The sequence below is a fragment of the Blautia sp. DFI.1.216 genome (assembly GCF_020594215.1).
Classification (GTDB): domain Bacteria; phylum Bacillota; class Clostridia; order Lachnospirales; family Lachnospiraceae; genus Blautia_A; species Blautia_A wexlerae.
This window is the reverse complement of sequence record NZ_JAJDML010000037.1, coordinates 19,187-39,736: the sequence shown is the minus strand read 5'-3', so window position 1 is coordinate 39,736 and position 20,550 is coordinate 19,187. Positions and strand designations below refer to the sequence as shown.

The following is a 20,550-nucleotide window of genomic DNA, read 5'->3' as shown; positions in this document are numbered from 1 at the left end:
AATAGACCCTTATAGGGTCAAAGCAAACCACCGGCTAAGCCGGTGGTCGTGATTTACTTTTTTAATTGAAACTACAAATGGACAAATTCTAAAAAACGTCCCAAAAACAGTATTCTGTGTTTGGGTTATAAAGACAAATTTAAAATATATAGATATTTCCGGTGGTTCGTGGTATGATAAAAATAGAAACAAAAGTGCTATTTCAAGAAAGGGTGATGGTTATGGCATTGGCACAGGCAACAAAATCCCATGAACCAACTTATACAATCAATGATGCAATGGATGTTCTTTTGTCAAGGCTGGATGAAGCCATTGATGATATGGAAAGTGACAGAGTGCAGATAGTGGAAGAAGCATGGGCAGAAATTGATGCAATATAAGGGGTACGGATGGAAAAAAGAAAATACAAAGTTGTAATTGCCCAGAGCGGCAAGCTGGATGTGAAGGAAAAAAGAAATATATCCTTCAGCAATTTAAATACCGGGAGTATGCAGAGGATTTTTCCCAAAAGATTAAAAAGCGGTTCTTGCACTTGACACACTTCCTACCAGATATAATACAATAGGCTTCCGATATCGTGGCTATGATATTTACATGAAATATACTGCCTGTTTTTTAACGCCATTGGAATTGTTAGAAAGAAAGATTAAAATAAGAGACACCAGCAATCAATACGCTGATGTCTCTTATTAATATTACCTGATTGTTGATAAATAATTTACTTTGTATCCTGCAGTGCGAGATAACCTTCTTCGCCTGTACGGATCTTAACGACATTTTCAATGTCATATACAAATACTTTACCATCACCAATCTGACCGGTATGGAGGACTGCCTTGGCAGTTTCGATAACTTTCTGTACAGGTACGAGACTTACAACAATCTCAATTTTGACCTTAGGAAGAAGATTCATTTCCATCTCAACACCACGATAGTAGGATGGAGCACCTTTCTGTACACCGCATCCGAGAACGTTCGTAATAGTGATACCTGTAACACCGATCTCATTCATTGCCTGCATAAATTCATCAAGCTTATTCTGACGGGTGATGATAACAACTTTTGTAAGCTTATGAACGCCTTCTTTCGGAAGTTCAGGAACTGATTCAGCAGGAGCAGAAGGTCTGGCTGTGACAACAGGAGCTTTTATGGAAGTTCCCATAGGAGTCGGAACACCAGCCATTGCGAAACCGTCATAAGCACTTGCAAGACCATGTTCTTTGGAGTCAAGACCTGCGATCTCTTCTTCAGCTGAAACACGAAGTCCGATTGTATGTTTGATTACCTGGAAGATAATTGTCATAGTAACAACAACCCATGCGATTGTGATGATCATACCAGTGAACTGAACACCAAATCCGTGGAAGCCGCCGCCTGTAAGGAGTCCTTTCCAGTCTGTGCCTGATCCGTCTGAGAAAAGACCAACTGCAAGGGTACCGAAAGCACCGTTTAAACCATGAACACCGACAGCACCAACAGGGTCATCAATTTTCAGAACCTTGTCAATAAATTCAATACCAAATACTACGATAAAACCGGAAGCAATACCGATGATTGCTGCGGATGTAGGAGAAACTGTGTCGCATCCTGCTGTAATTGCTACAAGTCCTGCAAGAGAACCGTTCAGAGACATGGAAACATCCGGTTTTTTGTAACGTACCCATGTGATGATCATAACAGTTACAGTTGCAACAGCTGCTGAAAGGTTAGTAGTAACGAAGATTTTACCGGCACTTACGATTGCATCGCCTTCCATACTTACTGTGGAAGCACCGTTAAATCCGAACCAGCAGAACCAGAGGATAAATACACCTAAAGCGCCAACTGTAAGGTTGTGTCCCGGGATAGCCTTTGATTTGCCGTCCTTTGTATATTTACCGATACGAGGTCCAAGGATGATGGCACCGATCAGAGCTGCCACACCACCTACCATATGTACTGCACAGGAACCTGCGAAATCGTGGAATCCCATCTGGCTGATAAATCCACCGCCCCAGATCCAGTGTCCGGATACCGGATATACAACAAGACTGATCATAAGGCTGTAGATGCAATAGGAAAGGAACTTGGTACGTTCTGCCATTGCACCGGAAACAATTGTTGCGGATGTTGCACAGAATACTGTCTGGAAGATTAAGAATGCCCAGAAAGGAACTCCGTCAGGAAGCATTCCTGAACCATAGTGTGCTTCTGTGGCAATACCACCGATCTTTCCGATAAATCCATTACCTGCACCAAACATCAGACCGAAGCCGACCAGCCAGAAGACCGGGGTTCCGATACAGAAGTCCATCAGGTTTTTCATAATAATGTTACCTGCGTTTTTGGCTCGTGTGAAGCCTGTTTCTACCATTGCGAATCCGGCCTGCATAAAGAAGACCAGCGCGGCGCCGACCAGCACCCATATTGTGTTTACTGCGGAAAATTCCATAATAATATTCCTCCCTCATAAAAATTTCCTCATATTTTATAAAATGCAAAAAGCGCGATGCCTGGAAATGTAGCCAGTTCATCGCGCTTTTGCGAATATAAAATCCATATTTATAGTGTATTGCATAACTGATGTAATAGAAAAGACATTTCGTATGACTGTATGCAATGCAGTTTAAAATCAAAATTATATGTAAAACAGGAGAACATCAAAATATCGTGTGATTAATGGATGAGGAAATCGATAATGAATTATGAAGTAGAGTTCATAAAGATATTCCCCTGTTATTACCTGTTAATTAAACGGAAAACAGAAGCTTGTCATATGTAGGATATGGAAGCAGTGCATCCGGAATCAGAGTTTCTGCTGCATCTACAGACTTTCTGAGTTCATCCATATCAGAAAGAACAACTGTCTGGTATGCTTTTGCATTAGCCAGAGGATCTTCTGTAGCAAGCGCTTTGGCAGTGTCTGCTTTTAAGGTCTCAAGACCTGTGGAAATCTCATCAGCAAGCTGTGACAGCTCTTTGATCAGTTTTCCTTCAGAAGCTGTGCTGACATCTGAAACAACTGATTTTTTAGCAACAGCAGTAGCTGCAACTTTGTCGATATATGCGAATACAGATGGAAGGAAATCCTTCTGTACCATTTCAACCATAGTATTGGACTCAATGTTAAGAATCTTGGAATAGGATTCCAGCCAGATCTCATAACGGGATTCAATTTCTTCTTTTGTGAAGATATGATATTTGGTAAAGAGTTCAATATTTTTATCTGCGATCCACTGAGGAAGAGCATCTGGTGTAGATTTCAGGTTAAAGAGACCTCGTTTCTCAGCTTCTTCGATCCATTCGTCTGTATAACCGTTTCCGTTAAAGATAACACATTTATGATCAATAATTGTCTTCTTGATCAGTTCGTGGATTGCATCCTCCATCTTGTCTTCCGGTACATCCTTTAACTGTTCTGCAAACTGGTGAACACACTCAGCAACAGCAGTGTTTAAAATAATGTTCGGGTTTGCAACAGAAGCTTCGGAACCAAGCATACGGAATTCGAATTTGTTACCTGTAAATGCGAATGGTGAAGTACGGTTTCTGTCTGTATTGTCTTTTACGAAATGTGGAAGTACTTTTGCACCGATATCCATCTGGACTGCGCGGCTTCCTGCAAAATATTCGTCATTTTCGATAGATTTTAATACTTCTGTCAGTTCATCACCGAGGAATACGGATACAACAGCAGGCGGAGCCTCGTTTGCACCAAGACGGTGATCATTTCCTGCACTTGCTACAGAAATACGAAGTACATCTGCGTATTCATCAACTGCTTTGATAACAGCTGTCAGGAAAATCAGGAACTGTGTATTTTCAGCAGGTGTTTTTCCCGGATCAAGGATATTTACACCGGTATCTGTAATCATAGACCAGTTGTTGTGTTTACCACTTCCGTTGATTCCCTCAAATGGTTTCTCGTGAAGAAGGCATACAAGTCCGTGCTTGTCGGCAACTTTCTTCATTACTTCCATTGTTAACTGGTTGTGGTCAACCGCAACGTTTGTTGTATCGAATACAGGAGCCAGCTCATGCTGTGCAGGAGCAACTTCGTTATGTTTTGTTTTGGCAGGAATACCAAGTTTCCAGAGCTCTACATCCAGGTCATGCATATAAGCTGCGACACGAGGTTTCAGAGCACCGAAGTAATGATCTTCCATTTCCTGGCCCTTAGGAGCAGGAGCACCGATCAGTGTACGTCCGCAGAATACAAGGTCTTTTCTCTGTTTGTATAATTCCTTGTCTACCAGGAAGTATTCCTGTTCAGGACCTACAGTTGTATTTACGTGTTTGATATCTTTATTTCCTATTATATGGAGAAGGTTTGTAGCTTCTTTATCAAGTGTCTGCATGGAACGAAGGAGAGGAGTCTTTTTATCAAGAGCTTCTCCGCTGTAGGAGCAGAATGCTGTAGGAATGTAAAGGGTTCCGTCTTTGATGAATGCCGGTGATGTCGGATCCCATGCTGTATATCCTCTTGCCTCGAATGTGGCACGAAGACCGCCTGACGGGAAACTGGAAGCATCCGGCTCACCTTTTACAAGTTCTTTACCTGAGAAATCCATGATCACCTGACCATCTCCTGTAGGAGAAATGAAGCTGTCATGTTTCTCTGCAGTTACGTTTGTCATTGGCTGGAACCAGTGAGTATAATGAGTGGCGCCGTTCTCGGTAGCCCATTCTTTCATTGCAACAGCAACGGAGTTGGCAACATCAAGTTCAAGGTGTGTACCGCTCTCGATTGTTTTCTTTAATGCTTTGTACATGTCTTTTGGCAGTTTACTTCTCATTACTTTGTCGTTGAAGACCAGGCTGCCGTACAGTTCAGGGATATTCTGTGCCATATAGGTACTCTCCTTTCGGTTTGCAATATTTTCTGAATATGTGTAGTGCCGCTGCAGATCACCATTGTGACTGCCTGCGGTTTTCGTCTCATAGAAAATTCCTCATCGAACATTTTCTATGAAACGAAAGTTTTATAAAACGAAAAAGCGCCCTGGATGAGATCTCTGTAGATCTTTCCAAAGCGCCTTTGCTTTATGTGCTGTACTATAAACGAAATGAAAACAGATGTCAAGCACTTTTTTTGAAAAAATTTTTGAGATATGGCAAAAAAAGGATAGGTTGACAAATTTGTTTCTATTATTATAATTTGATTTTGGAACCCACCAAACATAAGAAAACAATGTCAGCGGGTTTTGAAAGTAAAGTTAAAGTCAGACAAGAGAATACGATCGGAGGAAATCAGATGGCTGGAATAAAAGAAGAGTGCGGCGTCTTTGGAATTTATGATCTGGATGGCGGCAATGTAGTTCCGTCCATATATTATGGACTGACTTCCCTGCAGCACAGAGGACAGGAATCCTGCGGACTTGCAGTTTCTGATACTAAGGGAGAGCGTGGAAATGTGAAGTTTCATAAGGATCTGGGACTTGTAAGTGAAGTTCTCAGACAGGATGTTGTCCGTAAATATGAGGGGGATATTGGTATTGGTCATGTAAGATATTCCACAACAGGAGCTTCTGTTGCAGAGAATGCACAGCCCCTTGTTTTGTCTTATGTAAAGGGAACTCTTGCACTTGCACATAACGGAAATCTGGTTAATACACCGGAACTGAAATGGGAACTGATCCAGAATGGAGCGATTTTCCATACAACTACAGATTCAGAGGTTATTGCGTTCCATATCGCAAGAGAACGTGTGCATTCTAAAACAGTAGAAGAGGCAGTGTTAAAGACTGCAAAGAAGATCAAAGGTGCATATGGTCTGGTAGTTATGAGCCCGAGAAAACTGATCGCAGTCCGCGACCCATATGGACTGAAACCATTGTGTCTCGGTAAAAGAGGAAATGCTTATGTTATTGCTTCTGAGAGCTGTGCTCTGACATCTGTAAGTGCGGAATTTATCCGTGACATTGAGCCGGGTGAGATTCTTACGATCACAAAAGACGGACTGAAGTCAAATAAAGAGCTTGCGTCTGCTGCTGCAAAACGCGCGCATTGTGTGTTTGAGTATATATATTTTGCAAGACTTGACAGTACCATTGATGGGGTGAAGGTCTATGATGCCAGAATCCGCGGCGGTAAATCTCTTGCCAAGTCTTATCCTGTAGAGGCAGATCTTGTAACAGGTGTACCGGAGTCCGGACTCCCTGCTGCAAAGGGATATTCCGAAGCATCAGGAATCCCGTTTGCATTTGCGTTCTATAAAAACAGCTATATTGGAAGAACATTTATCAAACCGACTCAGGAAGAACGTGAGTCCAGTGTTCATCTGAAACTGAGTGTGCTGGAATCTGTTGTAAAAGATAAGAGGATTGTTCTGGTGGATGATTCTATTGTTCGTGGAACAACCATTGCAAACCTGATCCACATGTTAAAAGAGGCGGGAGCAAAGGAAGTGCACGTACGTATCAGTTCACCGCCATTTTTACATCCATGCTATTTCGGAACGGATGTGCCGTCAAATGATCAGCTCATTGCAGCCAGCCACAGCACAGAGGAAATCTGTAAAATGATCGGAGCAGATTCTCTTGGCTACATGCAGACAGATTATCTGGAAGGAATGGCGGGCGGCCTGCCCTTATGTAAGGCATGCTTCGATGGAAATTATCCGATGGAGATTCCGGATTATACAAATGCGGAGTTTGCAGATATTGTGAAGTGTTAAGTCGCAAAAATTCATAAAAAATGCAGAAACCTGTCGATGATATATGGAATCAATCTCACATAATGGTAAAACCAATATAGAATGGAATCATACATAGTGTATAAAATAATGCTGTGAAAACATATATAAACGAACAAAATGCACAATAGAACCCCTGCGCTTTATGAAAATTGGATAAATTTAAAAACTTGACAAATTCTGAAATGTGGAACATAATATGGGCGTCTGATAGAAAAAAACAAAGAATGTTTTCAGAAAGGGTGATCACGATGTCACAGAGTAAAATCAAGTTAAATGCAACTGAAGAGGTGCAGGAATTTGTGAATGCTGCAAGCAGATGTGATTTTGATATTGATGTTTATTACAACAGATTTTTAATTGATGCCAAATCAATCCTTGGTGTACTTAGTCTGGATCTGACCAGAGAACTGACAGTAGACTGCCACGGGGAGAGCCGGGAATTTGATCGTACATTGAAGAAATTTGCAGTTGCATAAATTTTGCATTTTTATAACCGAATAATTATTGCAGAGAAGACGGGTCTGGAAGATGAACTTCTACAGATTCGTTTTTTCTGTATTATGACTGTGTTCAGAGTAATTCCATAAAATATAACTGCTTCATAGTTTATCAGAAGGAACTTATTTGATTTGTTTTTGCTTAAAAACGGGAAATTCATTATTGACAAACGAAAAAAAATGTTTTATAGTATAGCATATTTTTAAAGAAAGCCAATTGAACATATTATTATAGAAGATATGATGATCTGACAAAGGCGTCAGATGCAGAATACCAGATGGGTCAAGTGCCCTCTGATAGCTGCATCTGACGCTTTTTTATTAACAAAGGATGATGGAGGAGGAAATCAAAATGGCAGTGAAATACGTATTTGTTACAGGAGGAGTTGTTTCCGGTCTTGGAAAGGGAATCACAGCTGCATCTCTGGGGCGTCTTCTGAAAGCGAGAGGATACCAGGTAACCATGCAGAAGTTTGATCCTTATATCAATATCGACCCCGGAACCATGAACCCGATTCAGCACGGAGAAGTTTTTGTAACAGACGATGGTACAGAGACAGACCTGGATCTGGGACATTATGAGAGATTCATTGATGAGAGTCTTGATAAAAATTCCAATGTGACAACCGGTAAGGTTTACTGGTCTGTTCTTCAGAAAGAACGTCACGGGGATTTCGGCGGGGGTACCGTACAGGTAATTCCTCATATTACAAATGAGATTAAGAGCCGTTTCTACCGCGCCAAATCACCGGAGGAAAACAAGATTGCCATTATCGAGGTGGGAGGAACAGTCGGTGATATTGAAAGCCAACCGTTCCTGGAAGCAATTCGTCAGTTCCAGCTCAATGTGGGACATGACAATGCAATCCTGATCCACGTAACATTAATTCCTTATTTAAAGGCATCTGAAGAACTGAAAACAAAACCTACACAGGCAAGCGTAAAGGAACTTCAGGGAATGGGAATCCAGCCGGATGTACTGGTGTGCAGAAGTGAACATGAGCTGACAGAGGACATCAAAGAAAAAATCGCTTTATTCTGCAACGTACCTGTATCACATGTACTTCAGAACCTGGATGTGGAATATTTATATGAAGCTCCTCTTGCAATGGAAAGAGAGAAGCTTGCAGATGTAGTTCTTTCAAGTCTCCGTCTTGAAAACAGAAAACCGGATTTAAGTGACTGGGAGGAAATGGTAGAAAGTCTGAGAAATCCGAATAAAACAGTAAAGATCGCAATTGTAGGAAAATATACACAGCTTCATGATGCATATCTCAGTGTAGTAGAGGCACTGAAACATGGCGGAATTTCCTGCAGAGCCAAGGTAGAGCTTGACTGGATCGATTCCGAAGAACTGACAGAGAAAAATCTGGATCAGCAGCTTCACAATGTAGATGGTATTCTGGTTCCGGGTGGTTTCGGAAACAGAGGTACAGAAGGAATGATCCTGGCAGCACAGTATGCAAGAGTACATAAGATTCCATATCTTGGAATCTGTCTGGGAATGCAGATGGCAATTGTAGAATTCGCCCGTCATGTACTTGGATACGAAGATGCAAACAGTATTGAACTGAATCCGGAGACAAAGCATCCGGTAATTGCATTAATGCCGGATCAGGAAGATATCGAAGATATCGGTGGAACCTTAAGACTTGGAAGCTATCCATGTATTCTTGCAGAAGGTTCCAGATCCTATGAACTCTTTGGCAAAAAAGAAATCCATGAGCGCCACAGACATCGTTATGAAGTAAACAATGCATTCCGTAAAGAACTTCAGGAGAAGGGAATGAATATCGTAGGAACTTCCCCTGATAATCATATCGTAGAGATGATCGAGATCGCAGGGCACCCGTTCTATGTAGGAACTCAGGCCCATCCGGAATTCAAATCCCGCCCGAATCATGCACATCCTTTATTCAGAGGATTCATCCAGGCGGCCGTCGATAAGAAAATAAGCGAAGAACAGCAGCAGAAATAGAAAGGATGAGGAGATTATGAAAGAAGTGAGAGAACAGCAGCAACAGCAAGGTCTGTACCGGTCTGAATTTGAGCATGACAACTGTGGTATCGGAGCAGTTGTCAATATCAAAGGCAAGAAAACCCACGATACTGTTGCAAATGCATTAAAGATCGTAGAACATCTGGAACACCGCGCAGGTAAGGATGCAGAAGGCAAAACTGGTGACGGTGTAGGTATCCTTCTCCAGATTTCCCATAAATTTTTCAAGAAAGCCTGTAAGAAAGAGGGATTTGAGATTGGCGATGAGAGAGAATATGGCATCGCACAGTTTTTCTTCCCGCAGCACGAGATCAAACGTGCACAGGCAAAGAAGATGTTTGAGATTATTCTTGAGAAAGAAGGTCTGAAACTTCTCGGATGGCGTCAGGTCCCGGTATTCCCGGAAGTGCTTGGACACAAGGCAAGAGAATGTATGCCATGTATTATGCAGGCATTTATCAAAAAGCCGGAAGATGTGGGAAAAGGTCTTCCATTTGACCGTATGCTTTACATTGCAAGACGTGAGTTTGAACAGAGTAATGATAATACTTATGTAGTATCCATGAGCAGCCGTACCATCGTTTACAAAGGTATGTTCCTGGTTGGACAGCTTCGTACTTTCTTCGAAGACCTTCAGAACCCGGATTATGAATCTGCAATCGCCATGGTACATTCCCGTTTCAGTACCAACACAAACCCAAGCTGGGAGAGAGCACATCCTAACCGCTTTATGGTACACAATGGTGAGATCAACACCATCCGCGGCAACGCAGATAAGATGCTTGCAAGAGAAGAAAATATGGAATCACCATATCTGGAGGGACAGCTTCACAAAGTGCTTCCTGTTGTAAATAGAAACGGTTCCGACTCTGCAATGCTTGACAATACACTGGAATTTCTGGTAATGAGCGGTATGGAACTTCCGCTTGCAGTGATGATCACAATCCCTGAACCATGGGCAAACAATGACACCATTTCCCAGGCAAAACGTGACTTTTATCAGTACTATGCAACTATGATGGAGCCATGGGACGGACCTGCATCTATCCTGTTCTCTGATGGTGATGTTATGGGTGCAGTCCTTGACAGAAATGGTCTCCGTCCATCCAGATATTATATTACTTCTGACGGCTATATGATCCTTTCCTCAGAAGTAGGTGTTCTGCCAATTCCGGAAGAGAAGATCGTATTAAAAGAGCGTCTCCATCCCGGAAAAATGCTTCTTGTAGATACTGTAAAGGGAAAAGTGATCGATGACAATGAACTGAAAGAGGGCTATGCAAAAATGCAGCCATACGGTGAATGGCTGGACAGTCATCTGGTACAGTTAAAAGACATCAAGATTCCTAACGAAAGACCGGAAGAATATACACCTGAGCAGAGAGCACGTCTGCAGAAAGCATTCGGCTATACTTATGAGCAGTACCGTACTTCCATCAGAAACATGGCGTTAAACGGAGCAGAGAGCATCGGAGCTATGGGTGTGGATACCCCGCTTGCAGTATTTTCCAAACAGAACAGACCATTATTTGACTATTTCAAACAGCTCTTCGCACAGGTTACTAACCCTCCAATCGATGCGATCCGTGAGGAAATCGTTACCAGCACAAGCGTTTATGTTGGCAAGGACGGAAACTTGCTGGAGCAGAAACCGGAAAACTGTCAGGTATTAAAAATCAACAATCCGATCCTGACAAATACAGACATGATGAAGATCAAGAGCTTCAAGCATGAGGGCTTCAAGACAGCTGTTGTTTCTACCTTATATTACAAGAGCACCAAGCTTGAGAGAGCAATTGACCGTCTTTTTGTAGAAGTAGATAAAGCATTCCGTGAGGGTGCAAACATCCTTGTTCTTTCAGACAGGGGAGTAGATGAAAATCATATGCCAATCCCGTCACTTCTGGCAGTATCCGCAGTTCATCAGCACCTTGTAAAAACAAAGAAGAGTACCTCTCTTGCCATCATTCTGGAATCCGGAGAACCGAGAGAAGTACATCATTTCGCAACTTTACTTGGTTATGGTGCAAGTGCTATCAACCCATACCTTGCCCTTGAGACAATCCATGAGCTGATCGACAGCCATATGCTGGACAAAGATTACTATGCAGCAGTAGATGACTACAATCATGCAGTCATCAGCGGTATTGTAAAGATTGCTTCCAAGATGGGTATTTCCACCATCCAGTCTTATCAGGGATCTCAGATTTTTGAGGCAATTGGTATCTCTTCTAATGTGATCGAGAAATACTTTACAGGTACAGTCAGCCGTGTGGGCGGAATCACACTGGAAGACATCGAAGAGAATGTAGAGAAACTTCACTCAGAAGCATTTGACCCGTTAGGACTTCCGACAGACCTAACACTGGATAGCGTTGGTGCACATAAGATGAGAAGCCAGGGAGAGGAACATCGTTACAATCCTCAGACCATCCATCTTCTGCAGCAGTCTACATGGACTGGAAGCTACGATCTGTTCAAACAGTACACAGATCTGGTGGATAAAGAAAATCACGGAAACTTAAGAGGACTTCTGGACTTTAAGTTTGCTGAGACTCCGGTTCCACTTGAAGAAGTGGAGAGCGTAGATGATATCGTAAAACGATTTAAGACAGGTGCCATGTCCTATGGCTCCATTTCACAGGAAGCACATGAGACACTGGCAATCGCCATGAATCACCTCCATGGAAAATCCAATACAGGTGAGGGCGGTGAAAGTGACGAGAGACTGGATTCTGCAGGAAGCAGCGATGACAGATGCTCCGCGATCAAACAGGTTGCCAGCGGACGTTTCGGTGTAACCAGCCGTTATCTTGTATCTGCAAGAGAAATCCAGATTAAGATGGCACAGGGTGCAAAACCTGGTGAAGGCGGACATCTTCCTGCAAAGAAGGTATATCCATGGATTGCCAAAACCCGTCATTCTACACCAGGTGTCAGCCTGATCTCCCCGCCACCGCACCACGATATCTATTCTATCGAGGACCTGGCACAGTTAATCTATGACCTTAAGAATGCAAATAAATATGCAGATATTTCTGTTAAACTGGTATCTGAAGCAGGCGTGGGCACAGTTGCAGCAGGTGTTGCCAAAGCAGGCGCACAGACAATCCTGATCTCCGGTTATGACGGAGGTACAGGTGCAGCTCCAAGAAGTTCTATCCACAATGCTGGACTTCCATGGGAACTGGGACTTGCAGAAACACATCAGACACTGCTCAAAAATGGGCTGAGAAATCGTGTACGCATTGAGACTGACGGTAAGCTTATGAGTGGTCGTGACGTTGCAATCGCAGCATTGATGGGTGCAGAGGAATTCGGCTTTGCAACAGCTCCTCTCGTAACCATGGGATGTGTAATGATGCGTGTATGCAACCTGGATACCTGCCCTGTAGGTGTGGCAACACAGAATCCGGAACTTCGTAAAAGATTTAAAGGAAAACCGGAATATGTAGAGAATTTCATGCGCTTTATCGCACAGGAATTAAGAGAGTATATGTCTAAACTGGGATTCCGTACAGTCAGCGAAATGGTTGGACGTACAGATCTTCTGGTTCAGACAGACAATGTAGCGGAACCACATCAGGGTAAAGTAGATTTAAGTGCAATCCTGAACAATCCGTTCGCAGGCAAAGACCAGAAAGTTACTTTTGACCCGAAAGCCGTATATAACTTCGAACTGGAAAAGACCATGGATGAAAAGGTTCTGGTTAAGAAATGCGTAAATGCCATCAATAAAGGTCAGAAAACAGAGCTTTCTGTAAACCTGACAAACATTGACCGTACATTCGGAACCATCCTTGGTGCAGAGATCACAAGAAAGAACAAAGACGGACTTGCAGATGACACTATCACTGTACACTGCAACGGTGCCGGCGGACAGAGTTTCGGTGCATTTATTCCGAAAGGTCTGACACTGGAACTGACCGGTGACAGCAACGACTACTTCGGAAAAGGTCTTTCCGGTGGTAAACTGATTCTGAAAGTTCCGGAGAAAGCTGCATACAAAGCAGAAGAGAACATTATCGTAGGTAACGTTGCCCTCTACGGTGCAACCAGCGGTACCGCATTTATCAATGGTGTTGCAGGTGAGCGTTTCGCAGTCCGTAACTCCGGTGCATCCGCAGTTGTAGAAGGCGTGGGAGAGCATGGTTGTGAATATATGACAGGTGGCCGCGTAGTCGTACTTGGTAAGACTGGCAAGAACTTTGCAGCAGGTATGAGTGGCGGTATCGCATATGTACTGGATGTGGATAATGTTCTTTACAAGAACCTGAACAAAGCCATGATTTCCATCGAAAAAGTGGAAAACAAATATGACAAAAAAGAACTTCGCGACCTGATTGAAGCTCATGTAGAAGCAACAGGTTCCAAACTCGGTGCGAAAGTTCTCGCTGATTTTGATTACTATCTGCCACACTTCAAGAAACTCATTCCGAATGAGTACAAGAAGATGATCACTTTAAGTGCGAAACTGGAAGAAAAAGGACTCAACAGTCAGCAGGCACAGATGGAAGCGTTCTATGAAAGTATTGGCGCTAAACATTGATAATAATTGAATATATCGTGTGAACTTATCAATGTTGCCCCGTCATCTTTTAGAATAAATAAAAAGGTGGCGTGGGCCATACCATTATTGCCGCAGCAAGTGCGGCGAAGAGGAGGAAATCATGGGCAAACCAACAGGATTTTTAGAATATGAGAGAGAGACGGCAAAAGTTCTGCCGCCAAAGGTCCGCATCGCAAACTTCAAAGAATTCAGGACCCCATTAAATAAAGAGAAACAGAAACTTCAGGGCGCACGCTGCATGGCATGCGGTGTCCCATTCTGCCAGTCAGGTATGATGATCGGCGGTATGGCATCCGGCTGCCCTCTGCACAACCTTGTACCTGAGACAAACGATCTGGTTTATACAGGCAACTGGAAACAGGCATTCTTAAGACTGAGCAAGACACATAGCTTCCCGGAATTTACTTCACGTGTCTGCCCTGCACTCTGCGAAGCAGCCTGCACCTGTAACTTAAACGGAGAACCGGTCTCCACAAAAGAAAATGAACGTGCGATCATCGAGACAGCCTACGAGAACGGATGGGTAACTCCGCAGATCCCGGAAGTGCGTACAGGCAAATCCATCGCAGTCATCGGAAGCGGTCCGTCCGGACTGGCAGCAGCTCAGCAGTTAAACAGACGAGGCCACAGCGTAACTGTATTTGAAAGAAAAGACCGTGTAGGCGGACTTCTCCGTTACGGTATTCCTAACATGAAGCTGGACAAAGCTGTTGTTGACAGAAGAATCCATCTTATGGAAGAAGAGGGAGTGAAATTCGTTACAAATGTAAACGTAGGAAAGGACATCAAAGCAGAAGAACTTCTGAAACAGTTCGACCGCGTCATCCTTGCCTGCGGAGCATCCAATCCACGAGACATTAAAGTTCCGGGACGGGATGCAAAAGGAATTTATTTCGCAGTAGATTTCCTGGGACAGGTAACAAAAGCGTTGTTGGATTCTGATTTTGCCAAAGTTCCATATGAACTTGCCAAAGGAAAAAATGTTCTGGTCATCGGTGGCGGTGATACAGGAAATGACTGTGTGGGAACATCTATCCGTCTGGGTGCCAAATCTGTGATCCAGTTAGAGATGATGCCCAAGCCGCCAGTGGAAAGAACACCATCCAATCCATGGCCGCAGTGGCCGAGAGTCCTCAAAACAGACTATGGCCAGGAAGAAGCTATCGCAGTATTCGGACATGATCCACGAGTATACCAGACTACTGTTACAGAATTTATCAAAGATAAAAACGGAAATGTCTGCCAGGCAAAACTCACAAAATTAAAGAGCGAAAAAGATCCAAAGACCGGACGAATGATGATGGTACCGGTAGAAGGTACTGAAGAAGTCATCCCTGTAGATGTAGTTCTCATCGCAGCCGGATTCCTTGGCAGTGAGAAATATGTAACAGACGCATTTAAGGTAGCCATCAACGGAAGAACCAACGTAGATACAAAGCCAGATCAGTATCAGACCTCTGTAGACAAAGTCTTCACAGCAGGAGATATGCACAGAGGTCAGTCCCTGGTAGTATGGGCAATCCGCGAAGGCAGAGAAGCTGCGAAGGCGGTAGATGAATCGCTGATGGGATACTCCTATCTGTAAAAATAAGATAAAATATGACAAAGGTGCTATTGCCTGACGGAAAAGGACGTCAGGAAGTAGCACCTTTGTTTTTTGAAGTGATTTTCGGGTGTTTCGGGTATTACAATAATTGTAGTTTAGTTTGAATAAACAAAAATACTTAGTAAATCCAGCGTTTATACGGGTTTGCAGCATTTTTAAAAGTCTTTTGATAACAAATTGATAACGGTTGTATGAGAGCCATTATCCTTGTAATCCAGTGGTTTTAGGGTTAGAGAATGATTAATAGGTGGTTGTGCAACAAATAAATCCATATTTATCTGGTTTGAGTCGGTCTTGGAATATTCCGACCAGAGCGTTGCTAAGTTTCTGTGACGGAACTTTTGCCCATGTTTGCGTAGTATCAAATTCCGGGTAGTGGTAACGCCCCTCATCGTATTTGTCCTTGCTGATTTCTTCAGAAGATAGCTTGTCAGCCTGCTCTTTCCAGGCATACAGCATTTTCCAGAGTTCGTGAGCGTCCTTGTCTTTGGAAGTATCGACTTTCAGGCAGATATCTTCGTCTGATTCACTGACTGTTAGACCGTACAAATCTTCAAGGGTAAATAAAGTGTGCATCAGTCCGATATAGCTGTCAATGTCAGGCACATCGAGGGCATGAGGGGAAACATCCAAAGCCTGTGCCAGTGCAGCAATAAGTTCCGCTTTCGGTTTTCTTGTTCCTGTTTCCTTTTACGCTTTTGAAATGCTCTACTGGTGCGGTATCCGTGAGGGAGAATTGTTGGCACTGACCGCCGCTGACTTCAATTTTGAGAAAGAAACGGTCAGAATCAATAAGTTCTATCAGCGATTACACGGCGAAGATGTGATTACCACACCGAAAACAAAGAAAAGTAATCGTATGATCAAAATGCCGAAGTTCCTCTGTGAAGAAATGCAGGAATATTTGCAGATGCTTTACGGATTGAAGAAGAAAGACCGAATCTTTACGGTCACAAAGAATATCGTAGAGGTGTATATCTGAATCTGCTTACAAGTGGAAGGTTGAATGATTATTTGGCTGGTATAGAAGAACAGGCACAGAAACGCTTTGAAAGGATTGTAGAGCAGATGGCAGAGAGTGAAGGTATTACCGAACAACTTAAAGCAACTGATCAGGTGGCTTGGGTAGGAGAAATGAATAATATTTGGAGTAGAGCAAGAGAGGTTGTGAATGCTGAATTGATTTATAACTAAAAGAGAAGAGATTTTGGATAAATGCTTGACTGTAAACCTTGTTTATAGCTTATTCTTAAGATAAAATAGAGTTGCTTGAAAGGAGTGCATAACATGAAAATAAAAAACGTAGAAGAACGAACAGGTTTATCCCGTTCTAATGTTCGTTTTTATGAAAAGGAAAAACTCATTGAGCCTTCAAGAAACGAAAGTAATGGTTATAGAGATTATTCAGAAAATGATGTGGAAAATATAAAGAAGATTGCATATCTGCGTACATTAGGAATTTCTATTGAGGATATACGAAGCATTATATCTGGAAAAGTAACATTGCAGGAAACGCTTGAGAGGCAGAATGAAATATTAAATAGTCAGATTACTGATTTGAATAAGGCAAAACGCATGTGCGAAAAAATGTTGGGTGAAGAAAGTATTAGTTATGAAAAATTACAGGTAGAACAATATGTAACAGAGTTGCAGGATTATTGGAAAGATAATCAAACTGTTTTCAAACTGGATTCAGTTAGCTTTTTGTATATATGGGGAAGTATGCTTACTTGGATAACGATTACCGTACTATGCTTGATTATTGGGACATTGTCTTATTCTAAGCTGCCGACAGAAATTCCGGTACAATGGAGTAAAGGTGTGGCAACATCTTTGGTGAATAAAAATTGGATTTTTATTTGTCCGGTTATTTGTGTTATAATCCGTTATTTATTAAAACCTTTTATCTATGCCAAATTACAGATGAATAATTATTATGGAGAAATTATAACAGAGTATTTGACAAATTATATGTGTTTTATTGTATTGTCAGTAGAAGTTTTCTCAATACTTTTTACTTTCGGAGTGGTAAAAAGTGTTGTTGTACTTTTATTTGTGAACACGGCAGTCTTTATGGGATTGTTAGTAGTCGGATTGACGAAAATGGATTTGAGAGGAAAAGAAATTTTATGATTCAGATTTCAAATTTAACTAAAAAATATGGTGAAACAGCCGTTTTTTCGAACTTAAACTATACATTTGAAAATACTTGTATTTATGGACTTGTTGGAAGAAATGGAGCTGGAAAGACTACCCTTTTGAATATACTTTCGAATTATGATAAAAATTATACGGGAGTAATTTCTATCGACGGAGAAAAAATGAACAAGGTTGATTATCTTGATATGCCGGTTGCCTATGCAATGGATCAACCAAGTTTTTTAATGAGCTGACAATATATGAAAATTTTCTTTTAATTGCTTCGAGTAGAAAGATAAAAAAGCAAGAGGCATTTGATAAAATCGAGAGGATTTTAGATGGGTTGGGATTAAAAAAGTATGAGAACTATTCTCCGTCAGAACTTTCAAAAGGTACAATGCAACGACTAAATAATGCTTGTGCAATGATACAAGAAGAAAAAATTACTATTTTTGATGAACCATTCTCAGGGCTTGATCCTGTCCAAATGAAACTTTTAGAAAATGTAATGGTAGAGTTTCACAAGAAAGAAAAAGGAATTTACATTATTTCAAGCCATGATATAGAGTGTTTACAAAATGTTTGTGACAAGTGTCTTTTGTTACATAACGGACAAATTAGAGAAATCAATACGGAGGAAGTTGATAGAGAGAAAATCGCAAAGATTTTATCTGAAGGGGAATAAAGTATGTATCAGTTGCTTTTGAAACAGAGATTCAAATTTGCAGTTAGAATGATTAAACGAAATATAGGTGCTTATCTTATACTGATTGCTATTGTGCCATGTATTCTTATATTACAATCTATGATTCAGACAACCCATGGAATGGATATTGCTGTTTTTATACCGTATGGTATTCTCTGCTTCTTGTTTATGAATTTGTTTGGAACAATACCAAGAATGCGTATTTCTCCTGAAACTTATATTTGGAAAATAGAAAAAACATATATTTGGCGAGTGAAGAAGATAGGAAAAAGCACGGTACTGACGTTGTGTGTTGCGTTGATTTTATTTTGGGCTTTCCCAATGGAGGGAATAGTTTTGAGACAGTTTATTGTGGTTATGATCTGTAACCCAATCGTCAATATGCATACGGTTTTATCGACGCAATATAAATATCGGGATATTACGAATATATGTATGTTAGCAGTAGTAATGATTTGCTTTTTTAATAGAAGTGTATTTGTTGCCAGTGTACTATTGATCATTTACGGATTATATTTCATTTTATATCCTTATTTTAGCTATCAAGCAATTATCCCGTTCTTTCAACAATATAATCAGATGTTATATGGTTTTTTGAATAGGGAATATGATACAGTCTTGCAAACACAGGATGAAGTGTTTTTCCAAAATAATCAGAGAGAAATGAAGGGACTGATGAAGAAATATTATGGCAACCGCTACCGTTTTTTGATGGTTTATGAGGTGGTTAGTGTTATTAGAAGAAAGAAACAGATTATGTATCAGTATTTTGCGATTGTTTTAATCACAATGTTATTATCGCAGATAGAGGGAAAATATATTGAGTATGTATTATTGTTTTCTATATTGATATTAGGACAGAATGTTGTCAGCTATAATGTGCAAAATGAATTACGTTTAGTTAAAAAAGGATTTCCGCTCAGATATTCTTTAAAAGAAAAATTACAATGCAAGTCAGTTATTGGAATGTTCTTGTTGTTACTCCCGATGCTCTGTTATTGGATAGCGTATAAATTTGAATTATTTAGTATTCTCCTTTGGATATGGATGCCGATTCAGAGTATTATAATATATACAGCAAAGAACCGGCTGCAAAGGTTACTATATATACTTCCATTTTATATTTTGTCATTGTTATCTATGAGAGTATGGTAGATGTTTTTTTTACAATAAGCTTATTGATTTTCTAAGCAAAACCGCTTATAATTTGAGTCGGAACATATTGCTATTATCCACAGCAAATAATACTTTTGTTACATTAAATTTGCATATCTACATATCTAAAATAATTTTTGAACCATTCGGCTCATCCATTTCCCTTTATGATTAAGCACAAAAGACAGTATTTTTGAATTTATATTTTGCGTATTTCTCTTTCGGAGAATACGGAAACCTTTTCAAATTTAGCATAGAAAAATTGATTGACACCATATACGATACCACATATAATGTAAATAGGAGATATAAGAATGTCAAAATGGGATAAACTGATAACACGCATATGTAATTTATCAAAAGATCTTCGGTTTGATGAATTGCGAAAAGTATTGGAAAGTTATGGATATGAAATGAATGCTCCGAGAAGTGGAAGCAGTCATTATACATTTAGAAAGTCTGGATGCATGCCCATTACAATACCAAAACATGAGCCGATAAAGAAAGTATATGTAGAAATGGTAAGGGAAATAGTAGAAAGTGAGGCGAAGAATCATGAAGACACTGAATGATTATATGTCAATGTCCTATCGTATGGAAGTTGTAGAAGATAAAACCGAAGGAGGATTCGTAGTTTCGTATCCGGATCTCCCTGGTTGCATTACCTGCGGAGAAACAGTGGAAAGTGCAATTTCAAATGCCCTGGATGCAAAAAAAGCATGGCTTGAAGCTGCATTAGAAGAAGGAGTAGAAATCCATGAGCCGGATAGCCTTGAAGATTATTCCGGACAGTTTAAACTGAGAATTCCAAGAAGCCTGCATAGACTACTGGCAGAACATTCTCAGAGAGAGGGAATCAGTATGAATCAGTACTGCGTATATCTTCTTTCGAGAAATGATGCGGTATTCTCAAAATAGCGATTATAAGTAAGCAGCAAAGCGTGTTATTGAAAGCGGAGCGCACAGTAACATGGAAAGAGCCGGTGATTTATTTATAAAAATAAGCAGTTGACAAAAAATAGTCATGTTGCTATAATTGCCTACATGAACAAAGGCGTTCTTTCTATAGAAAAGTAACTGTAGAAAGTGCGTCATTTTTTATATCATTATAAAAAGAATTTATAAAACTTCCAGACAGGACAAAACTGTATCGAAGAATCATTAAGAAAGCAAAAACAGCAGAAACTATGCTGACAAGGAGT

Annotated in this window: 16 protein-coding genes and 2 pseudogenes; 15 read left to right on the top strand and 3 right to left on the bottom strand. The window is 41.0% G+C overall.

From position 1 onward, the window contains the following. Positions 1-173: 173 nt before the first annotated feature. A complete protein-coding gene (locus LJE11_RS13590) occupies positions 174-380 on the top strand; it encodes a hypothetical protein (protein WP_025579443.1) in 207 nt (68 codons plus the stop codon). Between the two features lie 9 nt (positions 381-389). Continuing rightward, complete coding sequence (locus LJE11_RS13585) at positions 390-536, top strand: hypothetical protein (RefSeq protein ID WP_155513483.1); 147 nt, start codon at positions 390-392, stop codon at positions 534-536. Positions 537-718: 182 nt separating this feature from the next. On the opposite strand, the gene LJE11_RS13580 is transcribed toward LJE11_RS13585, so the two are convergent. After that, positions 719-2,431, bottom strand: a complete 1,713-nt coding sequence (locus LJE11_RS13580) for an ammonium transporter (protein ID WP_025579445.1) — start codon at positions 2,429-2,431, stop codon at positions 719-721. 298 nt (positions 2,432-2,729) lie between these two features. Beyond that, positions 2,730-4,829 carry a glutamine synthetase III family protein gene (locus LJE11_RS13575; protein WP_055201275.1) on the bottom strand — a complete coding sequence of 700 codons (2,100 nt, stop codon included), beginning with the start codon at positions 4,827-4,829 and terminating at the stop codon, positions 2,730-2,732. Between the two features lie 404 nt (positions 4,830-5,233). Here LJE11_RS13575 and purF point away from each other — a divergent pair, with 404 nt between their 5' ends. From purF to LJE11_RS13550, 5 genes are all read left to right on the top strand, one after another. Continuing rightward, positions 5,234-6,655, top strand: a complete 1,422-nt coding sequence (gene purF / locus LJE11_RS13570) for an amidophosphoribosyltransferase (RefSeq protein ID WP_022381205.1) — start codon at positions 5,234-5,236, stop codon at positions 6,653-6,655. Positions 6,656-6,924: 269 nt separating this feature from the next. Further along, entirely contained in the window at positions 6,925-7,152 is a 228-nt protein-coding gene (locus LJE11_RS13565; RefSeq protein ID WP_020993699.1) for an HPr family phosphocarrier protein, read from the top strand. Positions 7,153-7,525: 373 nt separating this feature from the next. After that, positions 7,526-9,151 carry a CTP synthase gene (locus tag LJE11_RS13560; protein ID WP_008704921.1) on the top strand — a complete coding sequence of 542 codons (1,626 nt, stop codon included), beginning with the start codon at positions 7,526-7,528 and terminating at the stop codon, positions 9,149-9,151. A 16-nt stretch (positions 9,152-9,167) separates the two neighbouring features. Next, positions 9,168-13,721, top strand: coding sequence for a glutamate synthase large subunit (gltB, locus tag LJE11_RS13555; protein WP_227296099.1), 4,554 nt, complete (start codon positions 9,168-9,170; stop codon positions 13,719-13,721). Between the two features lie 121 nt (positions 13,722-13,842). Beyond that, positions 13,843-15,327 (top strand): glutamate synthase subunit beta, encoded by a 1,485-nt coding sequence (locus LJE11_RS13550; RefSeq protein WP_118342247.1) that lies wholly within the window; start codon positions 13,843-13,845, stop codon positions 15,325-15,327. 261 nt (positions 15,328-15,588) lie between these two features. On the opposite strand, the pseudogene LJE11_RS13545 reads toward LJE11_RS13550, so the two are convergent. Further along, positions 15,589-16,035: pseudogene (locus LJE11_RS13545) on the bottom strand (transcriptional regulator); the annotation flags it as partial. Between LJE11_RS13545 and LJE11_RS13540 the strand changes: the two are divergent. The 8 genes and pseudogenes from LJE11_RS13540 to LJE11_RS13510 all read left to right on the top strand — a co-directional run. Further along, positions 16,028-16,309: pseudogene (locus tag LJE11_RS13540) on the top strand (site-specific integrase); the annotation flags it as partial. The pseudogenes LJE11_RS13545 and LJE11_RS13540 overlap by 8 nt on opposite strands. Before the next feature lie 53 nt (positions 16,310-16,362). Then, positions 16,363-16,542, top strand: coding sequence for a TnpV protein (locus tag LJE11_RS13535; protein WP_330380567.1), 180 nt, complete (start codon positions 16,363-16,365; stop codon positions 16,540-16,542). A 93-nt stretch (positions 16,543-16,635) separates the two neighbouring features. Then, positions 16,636-17,481, top strand: a complete 846-nt coding sequence (locus tag LJE11_RS13530) for a MerR family transcriptional regulator (RefSeq protein WP_008704913.1) — start codon at positions 16,636-16,638, stop codon at positions 17,479-17,481. Continuing rightward, positions 17,478-17,741 (top strand): ATP-binding cassette domain-containing protein, encoded by a 264-nt coding sequence (locus LJE11_RS19835; RefSeq protein WP_020993702.1) that lies wholly within the window; start codon positions 17,478-17,480, stop codon positions 17,739-17,741. Before LJE11_RS13530 ends, LJE11_RS19835 begins: the two co-directional genes overlap by 4 nt. Further along, complete coding sequence (locus LJE11_RS19830) at positions 17,738-18,172, top strand: ATP-binding cassette domain-containing protein (RefSeq protein WP_008704911.1); 435 nt, start codon at positions 17,738-17,740, stop codon at positions 18,170-18,172. Before LJE11_RS19835 ends, LJE11_RS19830 begins: the two co-directional genes overlap by 4 nt. Before the next feature lie 3 nt (positions 18,173-18,175). After that, on the top strand, positions 18,176-19,348 hold the full coding sequence (locus LJE11_RS13520; RefSeq protein WP_020993704.1) for a hypothetical protein: 1,173 nt from the start codon (positions 18,176-18,178) through the stop codon (positions 19,346-19,348). A gap of 314 nt (positions 19,349-19,662) precedes the next feature. Next, positions 19,663-19,920 (top strand): type II toxin-antitoxin system HicA family toxin, encoded by a 258-nt coding sequence (locus LJE11_RS13515; protein ID WP_020993705.1) that lies wholly within the window; start codon positions 19,663-19,665, stop codon positions 19,918-19,920. Further along, positions 19,904-20,266: a type II toxin-antitoxin system HicB family antitoxin gene (locus LJE11_RS13510; protein WP_008704906.1), complete on the top strand. Its 363-nt coding sequence runs from the start codon at positions 19,904-19,906 to the stop codon at positions 20,264-20,266. Before LJE11_RS13515 ends, LJE11_RS13510 begins: the two co-directional genes overlap by 17 nt. Positions 20,267-20,550 lie beyond the last annotated feature (284 nt).